The 12247-nt window shown below is 71.5% G+C and carries 11 protein-coding genes; 5 read left to right on the forward strand and 6 right to left on the reverse strand.

The window, feature by feature from the left end; genetic code table 11:
• From FIF60_RS08660 to FIF60_RS08670, 3 genes are all read left to right on the forward strand, one after another.
• Window positions 1-976: peptidoglycan -binding protein (locus FIF60_RS08660; protein ID WP_144185675.1), on the forward strand; the 976-nt coding region annotated here is incomplete at its 5' end.
• The gene (upp, locus tag FIF60_RS08665) at window positions 973-1599 is read left to right on the forward strand and encodes a uracil phosphoribosyltransferase (protein WP_144185676.1); all 627 of its coding nucleotides are present in this window, start codon (window positions 973-975) and stop codon (window positions 1597-1599) included. The genes FIF60_RS08660 and upp, both read left to right, overlap by 4 nt.
• Window positions 1600-1702: 103 nt before the next feature.
• The gene (locus FIF60_RS08670; protein WP_144185677.1) at window positions 1703-3922 is read left to right on the forward strand and encodes a DUF3141 domain-containing protein; all 2220 of its coding nucleotides are present in this window, start codon (window positions 1703-1705) and stop codon (window positions 3920-3922) included.
• A gap of 3 nt (window positions 3923-3925) precedes the next feature.
• On the opposite strand, the gene FIF60_RS08675 is transcribed toward FIF60_RS08670, so the two are convergent.
• From FIF60_RS08675 to FIF60_RS08685, 3 genes are read right to left on the reverse strand one after another with little or no spacing between them, the layout of a single operon-like run.
• Window positions 3926-4882: a D-2-hydroxyacid dehydrogenase family protein gene (locus tag FIF60_RS08675; protein ID WP_144185678.1), complete on the reverse strand. Its 957-nt coding sequence runs from the start codon at window positions 4880-4882 to the stop codon at window positions 3926-3928.
• Between the two features lie 37 nt (window positions 4883-4919).
• Entirely contained in the window at window positions 4920-5924 is a 1005-nt protein-coding gene (locus tag FIF60_RS08680) for an alpha-E domain-containing protein (RefSeq protein WP_144185679.1), read from the reverse strand.
• Window position 5925: 1 nt separating this feature from the next.
• A complete protein-coding gene (locus tag FIF60_RS08685; protein ID WP_204251144.1) occupies window positions 5926-7359 on the reverse strand; it encodes a circularly permuted type 2 ATP-grasp protein in 1434 nt (477 codons plus the stop codon).
• 327 nt (window positions 7360-7686) lie between these two features.
• Here FIF60_RS08685 and FIF60_RS08690 point away from each other — a divergent pair, with 327 nt between their 5' ends.
• Window positions 7687-8184, forward strand: a complete 498-nt coding sequence (locus tag FIF60_RS08690; RefSeq protein ID WP_144185680.1) for a hypothetical protein — start codon at window positions 7687-7689, stop codon at window positions 8182-8184.
• A 206-nt stretch (window positions 8185-8390) separates the two neighbouring features.
• On the opposite strand, the gene FIF60_RS08695 is transcribed toward FIF60_RS08690, so the two are convergent.
• Window positions 8391-9461 carry an OmpA family protein gene (locus tag FIF60_RS08695; protein ID WP_144185681.1) on the reverse strand — a complete coding sequence of 357 codons (1071 nt, stop codon included), beginning with the start codon at window positions 9459-9461 and terminating at the stop codon, window positions 8391-8393.
• Window positions 9462-9977: 516 nt separating this feature from the next.
• Here FIF60_RS08695 and FIF60_RS08700 point away from each other — a divergent pair.
• Entirely contained in the window at window positions 9978-10610 is a 633-nt protein-coding gene (locus tag FIF60_RS08700; protein WP_144185682.1) for a GNAT family N-acetyltransferase, read from the forward strand.
• Here the strand turns inward: FIF60_RS08700 and FIF60_RS08705 are convergent.
• Together FIF60_RS08705 and FIF60_RS08710 are read right to left on the reverse strand one after the other, a co-directional pair.
• Window positions 10591-11220, reverse strand: a complete 630-nt coding sequence (locus FIF60_RS08705) for a 2-dehydro-3-deoxy-6-phosphogalactonate aldolase (RefSeq protein WP_144185683.1) — start codon at window positions 11218-11220, stop codon at window positions 10591-10593. The two genes, FIF60_RS08700 and FIF60_RS08705, sit on opposite strands and share 20 nt — an antisense overlap.
• Before the next feature lie 10 nt (window positions 11221-11230).
• Window positions 11231-12139 carry a 2-dehydro-3-deoxygalactonokinase gene (locus FIF60_RS08710; RefSeq protein WP_144185684.1) on the reverse strand — a complete coding sequence of 303 codons (909 nt, stop codon included), beginning with the start codon at window positions 12137-12139 and terminating at the stop codon, window positions 11231-11233.
• Window positions 12140-12247 lie beyond the last annotated feature (108 nt).

The following is a 12247-nucleotide window of genomic DNA, read 5'->3' on the forward strand; positions in this document are numbered from 1 at the left end:
GGCCGAGGATGCCGCCCGCGAGGCAGCGGAACGGCAGCGCGCCGCGATCGAGGCGGCCCGCGCGCTCGCCGACACCCGCCGCCAGCTCGAGGACGAGCGCGCGCAGCTCGAGCGGATGCGCGAGCAGATCGCCGCGCTCGACCGCCAGGTGACGACAGGCCGCGAGACGATCGAGCTGCGCCTCTCCGACATCGCGCGGCTCGAGGGCCAGGTGCAGGCGCTGACGGCGTTGCGCGACGAGCTCGAGCGCCGAGTTGCGGAGGTCGCGGCCCGCGCAGCCTCGGAGGAGGAGCGCCGCGCGGCCACGGCGCGGCTGCTCGACGAGGAACGCCGCCTCGGCGAGAGCGCGCGCGCGCAGGTCGCGCTTCTCAACCGGCAGATCGAGGAGCTTCGCGCGCAGATCGCCCGCGTCAGCGGCGCGCTCGAGGCGGCGGAGGCGGAGGGTCGCGACAAGGACGCGCAGATCGCCAATCTCGGCCAGCGCCTCAACCTCGCGCTCGCCGCCCGCGTCGAGGAGCTGCAGCGCTACCGGAGCGAATTCTTCGGCCGGCTTCGCGAGGTGCTCGGCAACCGGCAGGGAATCCAGGTCGTCGGCGACCGGTTCGTGTTCCAGTCGGAGGTGCTGTTCCCCGTCGGCAGCGCAGACCTCCAGGCCGAGGGGGTGGAGCAGATCCGCCAGATCGCCGGCGTGATCCGCGAGATCGCCAACGACATTCCCCCCGAGGTGAACTGGATCCTCCGCGTCGACGGCCACGCCGACCGCACGCCCATCGCCGGCACGGGGCGCTTCACCACGAACTGGGAGCTTTCCGCCGCGCGCGCCATCACCGTGGTGCGGCTCCTCGCGCTGCTCGGCGTGCCGGAGAACCGCCTCGCCGCGACCGGCTTCGGTGAGTTCCAGCCGCTCGATGCCACCGAAGGTCCGGCCGCCTTCGCCCGCAACCGTCGTATCGAGCTCCGGCTCACCGATCGATGACGCCCCTGCTTCTCGATCACCCGCTCGCGGCCGACGCGCTGGCCGTGCTGCGGCGATCGGGGACGGCGCCGCCCGCGTTCCGCGCCGCGCTCGGGCGCATCGCCCTGCTCCTTGCCGCGGAGGCGACACGCGGGCTCGCCACCCGCACCAAGCGCATCACCACGCCGCTCGAGGAGGCCGAGGTACCGGTGCTTGGGTCGAAGCTTCCCTGCCTCGTCCCTGTCCTGCGTGCCGGCCTCGCCCTGCTCGACGGGTTCCAGACGCTCCTGCCCGACGCGCCGGTCGCGCATTTCGGCGCCTGGCGCGACCACGAGACGCTCAAGCCCGTCGAGTACTACTTCAAGGCGCCGGCCGATCTCGGGGAGCGCGGGGCGATCGTGCTCGACCCCATGCTCGCGACAGGCGGCACGGCGATCGCCGCGGTCTCGCGGCTGCGGGCCGGCGGCGCCGGGGACGTCACGGTCGCCGCCGTTCTGGCAGCCCCCGAGGGCGTCGCTGCCCTCGCTGCCGCCCACCCCGAGGCGCGCGTCCTCGCCGCCGCGCTCGACCGCGGGCTCGACCACAGGGGCTACATCGTGCCGGGCCTCGGCGATGCCGGGGACAGGGCCTTCGCGACCTCCTGATTCAAGCCTGGGCTGATCCAGCGCAAGGACGCGGTGACGGAATAGTCGCACCACCGATCCTGAAGCGCCGCTATGCTGCGGGCGCGAAAGACAGGAGGCGGCCATGCCCCAGTTCGATCCGTCCCGCTTCGATGCGTCAGGCCTCGATCCGTTCGGCCTCTGGGCCTACGCCACGGATGCGGCGCAGAGGACCATCCTGTTCCTCGACGTGCTGCGCCAGCGTGGCAACCAGTACGTGGCGCACGAGGCCGAGACCGTGCCGCACGTGCTCCAGTTCGACCATGAGGTCGTGATGAAGGGCACCGACCTGCCTCGGCCGGTGAACTACGGCCTCGTGCGCATTCCCCCGCCCGAGGGCGCGCCGGTGCCACGACCCGGGGCGCGGCCCTTCGTGGTGGTCGACCCCCGCGCAGGCCACGGTCCAGGCATCGGCGGGTTCAAGCCCGACAGCGAGATCGGCATGGCGATCGCGGCCGGGCACGCCTGCTACTTCATCGGCTTCACCCCGCGGCCCATCCCAGGCCAGACGATCGAGGACGTCGCGCTCGCCGAAGCCGCGTTCGTTGCCGAAGTGGCGCAGCGCCATCCCGAGGCGGAGGGCCCGCCCTGCGTCATCGGCAACTGCCAGGCCGGCTGGCAGACGATGATCGCGGCGGCCGCGCGGCCCGGCGTCTTCGGCCCGATCATCCTCGCCGGCGCCCCGCTCTCCTACTGGAACGGACAGCGCGGCTTCGCACCGATGCGCTACACGGGCGGCATGCTCGGCGGCTCGTGGCCCGCGCATCTGCTCGGCGATGCCGGCGGCGGCGTGTTCGACGGCGCCTGGCTCGTGACGAATTTTGAGCAGCTCAACCCCGCCAACACGTACTGGACCAAGCAGTACAACCTCTGGCGCAAGGTCGACACAGAGGGGCCGCGCTATCTCGGCTTCGAGCGCTGGTGGGGCGGGCATGTGCTGCTCGGCGCCGAGGAGATCGCCTGGATCGTCGACACGCTCTTCGTCGGCAACCGGCTGGCCTCCTGCGGCGTGCGTCTCGCCGACGGCACGCAGATCGATCTCCGTTCCGTGCCCGGGCCGATCGTCGTGTTCTGCTCGCGCGGCGACGACATCACCCCGCCGGGCCAGGCGCTCGGCTGGATCACCGATCTCTACGCGTCGGAGGACGAGATCCGGGCGCATGGGCAGACGATCGTCTATTGCGTGCACGACACGATCGGCCATCTCGGCATCTTCGTCTCCTCCTCCGTTTCGAAGAAGGAACACCGCGAGTTCACCGAGAACATCGACCTGATCGACATCCTTCCGCCCGGGCTCTACGAGGCGGTGATCAGGCCACGCAAGGGCGCTGCGGGGGAGGCGCTGGTCGAGGGCGACTTCTTCGTCTCCTTCGAGCCCCGTCGGCTCGACGACATCCGCGCCTACGGCATCAACGGCGAGCAGGACGACCGCGCCTTTGCCGCCGCCGCGCGGGTCTCCGAGGCGATGCTCGGGCTCTACAGGCTCTGGCTCGGCCCGGCGCTGCGTGCGGCGGCGAGCCCCGCGCTCGGCGACTGGGCGCGGCGGATGCATCCCGCGCGCCTGCCCTACGAGCTGATGACCGACCGCAACCCCCTCGTCCGGCCGCTCGAGGCCATTGCGGAGAATGTCCGTTCTTCGCGCGCGCCGGCAGCACCCGACAACCCCTTCGTCGCGATGCAGGACGTGGCGGCGGACGCGATCGCGGGCACGCTCGAGCTTTGGGGCCGCGCGCGCGACGCGATGGTCGAGACGAAGTTCTTCGCGATCTACGGCTCGCCGCTGGTGCAGGCCCTTGCCGGCGTCTCCGGCTCGGCGCCGATCCGCCACAGCCCGGGGCAGGATCCCGGCAACGAGGCGGAGCTCGGGCGCCTCGACACCGCGCTCCGCGCCCGCATGGCCGTGGGCGGCACGCGGGAGGGCTTCGTGCGAAGCCTCGTGCACGTGCTCGAGATGCGCGCGGCCGACGAGCGGAGCTTCGAGGTGCTCGAGCGCATGCGCAGCTCCGTCCCCGAGCGGATGACGCTCGCGGCCTTCAAGGCGATGCTGCGCGAGCAATGCGCGCTGATGCGGCTCGACCGTGCGGCCGCGCTCGCCGCCATTCCCGCGATGGTTCCCGAGGACGCCGCGACACGCGAACGCGTGCTCGCCGCGATCCGCGATGTCGCGCAGGCGACCGGCCCGCTCGAGGGCGAGGCGCTCGCGCGCTACGAGGAGGTGGCACGCCTGCTCGGCGGCCGCCGCGCAGCGAACGACCCGACGCGCCCGGCGCCGGAGCCGCAGAAGCGGCGGCCGAAGGCGCGCTGAGAGCTAGCCGGCCTTCGGCGCGCCCGCGGCGAGCCAGGCAAGCACCGCCTCGAGCGCCTCGCCGTAGAACTGCCGGAAGATCGGCGCGGCCGAGAAGCCGAGATGCGGCGACAGGACCGTGTTCGGCGCGGAACGGATCGGGTGGTCATCGGGCACGGGCTCGGTGCCGTACACGTCGAGCCCCGCACGGATCCGCCCCTCGGACAGCGCGCGAAGGAGGGCCGCTTCGTCGACGAGCGGCCCCCGCGCGGTGTTGACCAGGATCGCGCCGGGCTTCATCGCGCCGAGCGCCTCGGCATCGACGATGCCGCGCGTGCGCTCGCTCAACACGACATGCAGCGACACCGCGTCGCTCTCGGCGAACAGCGTGCGCTTGTCGACCGCGACGGCGCCGCCTTCGGCCGCGCGCTCCGGCGTGAGGTTCTGGCTCCAGGCGATCACCCGCATGCCGAAGGCCCGGCCCATCCCAGCGACGCGGGCGCCGATGCGGCCGAGCCCGAGCAGCCCGAGCGTTCGCCCCTCGAGAACCATTCCCGCCGGCACGCCATCCTGCCAGCGCCCCCGGCGCATCCCGGCATCGCCCTCGGTGAGGCCACGCGCGCAGGCGAGAAGCAGCGCGAAGGCGAGTTCGCCCGTCGCCGCCGGAACGAGGTCGCCCCCGGTCGTCGACAGCACGATGCCGCGCGCGCGGCAGGCCTCCTGGTCGAGCGTGCCGGGGATGCGGCCGGTCTGGGCGATGAAGCGGAGCCTGGGCAGCCTGGTGATCAGCGAGCCAGGGAAGAAGGTGCGCTCGCGCGTCGGCACGAGGATATCGAACGGCGCGAGCGCCTTCGCCGCCTCGTCCTCGCTCGCGAAGGGCCGCTCGAACACCTCCATCTTCACGCCATGCGGCGCGAGCCTCTCCCAGGGGGCGGAGGCCTTCGCGACGCCGAGCCAGTCATCCAGCACCGCAAGCTTCAACGGAAACGCTCCCTACTGCTCCTGCGACTGCATCGCGTCACTGGTCCTGCGACTGCGTCGCGCTGGGCCGCCAGTCCCGGAAGAAGGCCGTGCCGATCGAGCCGGAGATGGCGATCAGCATACGCTGCACCCAGTCGAGGAACTCGTGCAGCCCGCTGTCGACGATCCGGTCGATGTCGCGTTCCTCGAGCCCGGCGCGAAGCTCCTCGACGCGTTCTGCCGCCTCGCGGGTGCCGCGCAGCCCGTAGCGCGCGCGAAGCTGCTCGAGCGTGAACTCGGTCTGCCGCACGCAGACCAGGACGGAGCGCGGGAACGCGCCGTTCAGGAGAAGGAAATCGGCGACAGCGCGGGGCGTGAGCTCCCGGGGATGGATTCGGCGGAAGGCGTGGTAGCCGGCCGCCGCGCGCAGCAGCGCATGCCACTGCGAGAGGTCGAGCGCGGAGCCGACATCGGCGAGCGAGGGAAGAAGCAGGTGGTACTTGATGTCGAGAAGCCGCGTCGTCTGGTCTGCCCGCTCGATGAAGCGGCCGAGCTGGAGGAAGTGCCAGCCCTGGTCGCGGTAGAACGTGCCTTCGGTGATGCCGGTATGGAGCTGCACGCTCTCCTTGATCCGCGCGCACAGCCGCGACAGTCCGTCGCCCGCCACCTCCTCCTCGGTCAGCGCGGCGGTCCAGCCCTGGAACACGTTGAGCTGGGCCCACATCTCGGTGCTGATCAATGGCCGCAGGGTGCGCGCGTTCTGGCGCGCCGCCGCAACGGAGGCGGGGATCGAAGTCGTGTTGTCCGTGTCGAGAAGGTAGAAGCGGCGCACCGCCTCGGGTGTGGCCGCCCCGTAGCGCCGGGCGAACTCCTTCTCGTCTGCGTTGATGCGCACGACGCTTTCCCAGGCCTGGGACGGCCGGCCGGAGGCCTCGAAGGTCTGCGTCACGTCGAGCACGCGGGCGAGGTTCTCGACGCGCTCGAGATAGCGCGCCATCCAGAACAGGCTCTCGCCGTAGCGGGCGAGAAGCGGCTGGGGGCCGGCGGAGACGATGCGGTTCATCTCACTCGTCCACCAGCACCCAGGTGTCCTTGGAGCCGCCGCCCTGCGAGGAGTTCACTACGAGGCTTCCGGGCTTCAGCGCAACGCGGGTGAGCCCGCCCGGTAGCACCCAGGTGTCGCGCCCGGTGATGGCGTAGGGGCGGAGGTCGAGATGGCGGGGGCGCAGCCCGTCCGGCGTCAGGGTGGGGCAGACGGAGAGGCCGATCACCGGCTGGCTGATCCAGTTGGCAGGGTCGGCGAGCAGCTTCTCCCGGCAGGCCTCGAGCTCTGCCTTGGTCGCGCGCGGCCCGATGGTGATGCCGTAGCCGCCCGATTCGCCGACCGGCTTGACCACGAGGTTGGCGAGATCGGCGAGCGTCGCGGCCAGTCCGTCCGGCTCGCGGCAGATGCGCGTCTCGACGTTCTGCAGGATCGGGTCCTCCGCGAGGTAGTAGCGGATGATGCGCGGCATGTAGGCGTAAAGGGCCTTGTCGTCTGCCACCCCGGTGCCGACGGCATTGGCGAGCGCCACGTTGCCCTTGCGCCAGGCGGCGATCAGGCCTGGCACGCCGAGCATGCTGTCGGGGCGGAACACGGTCGGGTCGAGGAAGGTGTCGTCGATGCGGCGGTAGATCGTGTGCACGGGCGCGTGCCCGGCGGTGGTGCGCATGAACACCCGGTCGTTCTCGACGACGAGGTCGGGCCCTTCGACAAGCGGCACGCCCATCTCGCGGGCGAGGAACACGTGCTCGAAATAGGCCGAGTTGTAGATGCCGGGCGAGAGCAGCACGACCTGCGGATCGTCCACGCCTTCCGGCGCGATCGCGCACATCGCCTCCTGCAGCTTGATGCCATAGCCGTCGACCGGGCGGAGCCGGATGCCGTGCATCAGGTCCGGGAAGGCGCGCAGCATCGCGTGCCGGTTCTCGATCACGTAGGAGACGCCCGAGGGGGTTCGGGCATTGTCCTCGAGCACGCGGAACTCGCCCGCCTCGTCGCGCACGATATCGGTGCCGCAGATATGCACGTAGGTTCCGAAGGGCACCGGGAAATCTTGCATCTCCGGCCGGTAGTTCGGGTTGCCGAGGACGAGGTCCTCCGGCACCACGCCGTCCTTCAGGATCTTCCTTCCGTTGTAGACGTCGCGCAGGAACAGGTTCAGCGCCGTCACGCGCTGCTTCACGCCCGCCTCGAGCGTGCGCCACTCGGCCGCCGTGATGACGCGGGGCACCATGTCGAAGGGCAGGATGCGGTCGATCGCAGTCGCGTCGGAGTAGACGGTGAAGGTGATGCCGAGGTTGAACAGGTCACGCTCGGCTGCGGCGGACCGCCTCCGGAGTTCCTCGACCGGAAGGGCCGCAAGCCGGCGCAGAATGGTGCCGAGCGCGCCGCCGTCGCCCGGCCGGCGCGAGGTGAGCTCGCAGATGAAGCTCGCCGGGTCATAGCCCGGGAGCATGATGGGCGCATCCTGCGCGCCAACAGGCTCCGCCGTCGCCTGCAGGGGCAGCCCGGCCATGGTCGATCCAGGCACGCCGCTCGTCTCCCCGTCCATCGCCGTTCCTCCGCGTTCCGCATGCGGCCGGCGCGCCTCTCCCCTGCGCGGATGCTATCGCGCGGGTATGGTGCAGCCAAGCAGCGTGGCATGGCGATGACACTCGGGTGTGCCCAGGCGGCGGGGCGACTCGAACGCTTGATCGGCGATGCGGTTTCACCGATACCTTTGCGCCAAGAACGCGCCGGCGCTCGTCCGAGTCGCGGGCCGGGGAAGAAGGAGCCTGAACCCGTGCGGCATATGCTTTTGACGACCGTGACGGTCGCCGTCCTTGGCATCGCGGCGACAGGAACGGCTGTCGCCTCCTGCGTCAATGCGCGTGAGAAGTCTGCCTTCGAGCTTCGCGCGCTGCAGACGCACCTGATGGTCGGTGCCCTCTCCTGCGGCATGCACGACCGGTACAATGCCTTCGTCACCCGCTGGCAGTCCGACCTCGCCGGCGCGCACCGGAACCTCAGCGGCTACTTCAACCGGGCCGCCGGAGGGCAGCGGGCGCTGAACGAGTACATCACCTCGCTCGCCAACGCCCAGTCGCAGGAAGGCATCCGCCTCGGCAGCACGTTCTGCGGCAAAGTCGGCCCGCTGTTCGAGCGTGTGGCGACGATCCAGAACTCGGCCGAGCTGACGGCGGCGTCGGCCAGCGCTTCGCTGCCGCTCGCCTGGGACGTTCGCCCCTGCGAGATCCGCTCCGCCGAGCAGGCGCGGCCGGCGACGACCCAGCGCCGCTGACCGGCTGAGACACGGCTTCAACGAAACGGCGCCCGGGGCAACCCGGGCGCCGTTTCCCTTTGGCCTCGTCCTTCCGGCCCGGGCCTCAGGGCCGCTGCGCCCCGCGGCCGGTCAGGCCCGTCCTTCGGTTGGCCAGGAAGGAACCGCCGGAAAAACAGGAAGGGCGCCCGAAGGCGCCCTTCCGTATCAGGCGATGATCGCTCCGCTCAGCGGAGGACGATCTCCACGCGCCGGTTCTGCGGCTCGCGGACGTTCGCGCCCGTCGGCACGAGCGGCTGGCTGAAGCCGCGGCCAGTGATGGTCATCTGGCTGCGGGGGATGCCACGGCGCTCGAGCTCGGCGGCAACCGCGTTGGCGCGGCGGACCGAGAGGGCCTGGTTGTAAGCGGCCGTGCCCACGGTGTCTGTGTGGCCCGTGACCTCGATGCGCGTCGTCTGGACGCGCGGCGCGTTGGCGGCCGCTTCGCCGATGATCTGGCGGGCGCGGTCGGTCAGCGCGGAGCTGTCGAAGTCGAAGAACACGAGGTAGGTGCGCGCGGGCGCCGGAGCAGCCGCTGCCGGCGGGGGCGGCGGCGGGGGCGGCGTCATGCCGAAGGCGTAGGTGAGGCCGACCAGGAAGGTGTGGTTCGCCGTCTCCACATCGACCGAGCTGACGCCACCAGCGGCGCGGAACGCGGACGAGGTGCTGTAGCTCTCCTCGAGCAGCGCGAAGTAGCGATACTCGGCATTGAGCGAGAGGCCAGGGACGGCGGCGATCGGGAAGGCGAGGCCGACCATGCCCTGGTAGGCGAAGTGGCCCTCGGTGTCGTCGACGACCGTGATGCCCTGGTTCCGGACACTCAGCTCATTCCAGGCGTACCCGACACCAGCACCGATGTAGGGCGTGATGTTCCAGGCATTCGGGCCCAGGTCATAGCTGACGACGGCATTCACCATCGCGGCCATGACCTTGTTGTCACCGCCGCCACCGGCCGAGCTACCAAGGATGCTCACGCTGTCGGCGTCGTTGCTGCGATACGACCCCTCGAGCTCAAGACCGAGGCCGAGACCGCCCTGGAACTTCCAGCCGTAGCCGACCCTGGCGAGCGCGGCCCATCCGCCATCGAATTCGGCCTTGCCCCCGGTCGGGAGGTCAATGTCCTCGAGCATGTTGTAGCCGCCGAGGGCGCCGACATAGATCCCTTCCCACGTCGACGCCGGACCGGCGAACTGAGCGTTGGCGGCCGCGGCCGGCAGAACGCCCAGCGAGGCGGCCAGCAGCACGTTGCGGAGCTTCATTCGTTTCTCTCCTTACCCATCCCGAGCGAGAGAGCCGCATGCGGTGCCGAACAGCGGCCCTCTGCATCCCTACCTCGCGGTGCCAGGACATTAGCGAAGACGATCTTGCGGCGCACCACCCCCCAAGCGTTCGAACACCACCTGTGACCACGATTTTCGCGACCTGTTGCGACAATGCCACAGGTGTGACCGATCTGCGCGGACTTGGCCCCCTCAGCCACGGTCAAACCCATGGCGGGGGCTTGGAAGGCAGCGCCTCCTGGTCGATCATCCGGACCCGATGAACGGGACGGAACGCCGGAACGCAAGCAGGAGGGCTGCGACTCGCGCGCAGACCCGAGCCTGCGCCATGCCTCCAGCGCCCCTCGCCGCCAGGATCGCATCGCGGCGACGAGGCCGGCCCCGCCATCGACATCAGAATGACTGCCTGCGCGCCCAAGGCCCTCGCCCATCGGAAGGCATCCGCGCCACGCGCCCAGGCGGAAGCGTCGACCGCTCCGCCACGAGGACCTCCTGATGACCACAGATGCAGGCATTACAAAGCTCGTGGACGGGTTCCACGATGTCCCGCCTGGCCGGGTCGCGACCATCGTCACCCATCTCGCCATGACGGCGCCGCCCGCGGCCGTCACGCCGCGGTCACGCGATGGCTGGGCGCTCCGGCATGAGCGTGCCCTTGCGCCGGACGCCTACCGGTCGCTGTTCCGGCGCATCGGCGAGCCCTGGCTCTGGTTCAGCCGCCTGAGGCTGAGCGACAGACAGCTCGCCGCCCTGCTGTCCGACCCGGCCTCCGTGATCTGGGTGCTCGAGTCGGAGGGGGAGGATGCGGGGCTGGTCGAGCTCTCCTTCCGCGAGCCGGGGGCGTGCGAGATCGTGTTCTTCGGCGTGATCCCCGACCTCATCGGCAGCGGCGTCGGCCGGTTCATGATGTCCCACGCCATGGCCGAGGCCTGGACGACGCGGAAGGTCAGCCGAGTCACCGTGCATACCTGCACGCTCGACCATCCCGGAGCGCTTGCCTTCTACCTCCGATCCGGCTTCCGCCCGGTGCGCCAGCAGGTCGAAATCGCGCCCGACCCTCGGCTCGCCGGCACGCTCGCACCGGCCGCGGCCCCGCATGTGCCGCTGATCAGCGAGGCGGCGGACTGAGGGCGTCGACGAAGCTGCGGGCGCGGGCGGCGACGGTCTCGGGCGAATCGCCGGGGCGGTAGAGCGCCGAGCCGATGCCGAACCCATCGGCGCCGGCCTCCCGCCAGGCCGCGAGCGTCGCCGGTGTCACGCCGCCGACAGGCAGGACAGGCATCGATCGCGGCAGCACGGCCCGCAGCGCGCGCAGGAGCGGCGGGCCGCCGATCTCGGCAGGGAACAGCTTCAGCGCATCGGCGCCGGCGTCGATTGCGGCGAAGGCCTCGGTCGCGGTGTAGCAGCCGGGCAGGACGAGCGCGCCGGCTGCGCGGGCTGCGGCGATCACCGCCGTGTCGGCATGCGGCATGACGACGAGCCGCCCGCCCGCTTCGACGACCCGTGCCGCATCCGCCGGGCGCAGCACCGTGCCCGCGCCGACGAGCACCGTCTCGCCGAAGCGCGCGGCCAGCGCGGCGATGCTCGCGAACGGGCCGGGCGAGTTCAGCGGGACCTCGATGACGGCAAAGCCCGCCTCCGCCACCGCCTCGCCGATCGCGACCGCCTCTTCCGGCCGCACCCCGCGGAGGATCGCCACGAGCGGCGAGCGGGAGAGCCAGGGGGCGAGCCGGCTCATCGCGCCGCCCTCAGGCCGCACGGCCGATCAGCCCGTGCGCGCGCCCGATCGCGGCGAGCCCGTGCGCTGCCGTCTCCTCGCCATGGCAGCGGACGAGGAGGCCGCGCCGCTCGAGCGCGCGGGCATAGCGGGCAACAAGCCCGGGCGCGCCGACGAGATGGACGGTGCCAGCGGGCGGGGCCAGCGCGACGATCTCGTGGCCGATCAGCAGACCCGAGAGGAACGGCGCCAGCGCTGCGCGCGTGAGGTCGCCCGTCAGCGCCGCGGCGCGGATGCCGAAGAGATGGTTCAGCAGCCCGCCCGGCGCGCCGGCACGGTCGAGCCCTGCGTCGAAGGCGGCACGGTACGCCTCGCCCCAGGCATCGCCTCCCGGGTCGTCAGGCATCAGGGAGGCGAGCGTCGAGTGCGTGCGTATCAGGCCGAACATCTCGCCGGTCATCGCCGTGCGGAAACCGGTGATCGTGAGGCCGTCGAGCTCGGCCCATTTGCTGTGCGTGCCGGGCAGGCACACGGTGTGGCGGCCGGCGCCGAGCGCGCCGAGAAGCCCGAGGATCTGCGTCTCCTCCCCGCGCATCACGTCCGCCGTCCCCTCATTCCGGTAGCAGAGGCCGGGAACGAGAAAGGTGCCGGGCCGGTCCGCCACAGGGTGGAGGTTTGCCGCGATGTCGGCGGCCTCGGCCGGGCAGGCCGTGTAGGGCGCCTCCGCCCAGCCTTGCCTGCTTCCCACCATGCCGCACAGCAGCGCCGGTTCGGACGCGGCGTCCGGCCAGGCGGCGAGCAGGTCGGACAGGGCCGCGGCGAACCCGCCGGGCGCGACGGAGCGGATGCCGCGGGCCGCGGCGATTTGGCCGAGCACGGCGCCGTCATCGGCGAGCCGCCAGGCCCGGAAGGTCGAAAGCCCCCAGTCGATCGCGAGCATCGGTCCCTTGCTCGTTGCGGGCCCGCGCGGAATCGCCCGGACCCGGGTCGTCGTCCAATCCCGCCCGACCCGGCGTTGCGCGCCCCCGGCCGCCCCGCCTCCCGTCGC

Source organism: Elioraea rosea, assembly GCF_007644105.1.
Lineage (GTDB): Bacteria > Pseudomonadota > Alphaproteobacteria > Acetobacterales > Acetobacteraceae > Elioraea_A > Elioraea_A rosea.

Excerpts from the sequence above, each read along its gene's own strand:
- FIF60_RS08710 (WP_144185684.1), bottom strand. The coding sequence starts at position 12,139 with ATGCTCGCGATCGACTGGGGGCTTTCGACCTTCCGGGCCTGGCGGCTC.
- FIF60_RS08705 (WP_144185683.1), bottom strand. The coding sequence starts at position 11,220 with ATGAGCCGGCTCGCCCCCTGGCTCTCCCGCTCGCCGCTCGTGGCGATC.
- FIF60_RS08680 (WP_144185679.1), bottom strand. The coding sequence starts at position 5,924 with ATGAACCGCATCGTCTCCGCCGGCCCCCAGCCGCTTCTCGCCCGCTAC.
- FIF60_RS08695 (WP_144185681.1), bottom strand. The coding sequence starts at position 9,461 with ATGAAGCTCCGCAACGTGCTGCTGGCCGCCTCGCTGGGCGTTCTGCCG.
- FIF60_RS08670 (WP_144185677.1), top strand. The coding sequence starts at position 1,703 with ATGCCCCAGTTCGATCCGTCCCGCTTCGATGCGTCAGGCCTCGATCCG.
- upp (WP_144185676.1), top strand. The coding sequence starts at position 973 with ATGACGCCCCTGCTTCTCGATCACCCGCTCGCGGCCGACGCGCTGGCC.
- FIF60_RS08685 (WP_204251144.1), bottom strand. The coding sequence starts at position 7,359 with ATGCTCCCGGGCTATGACCCGGCGAGCTTCATCTGCGAGCTCACCTCG.
- FIF60_RS08700 (WP_144185682.1), top strand. The coding sequence starts at position 9,978 with ATGACCACAGATGCAGGCATTACAAAGCTCGTGGACGGGTTCCACGAT.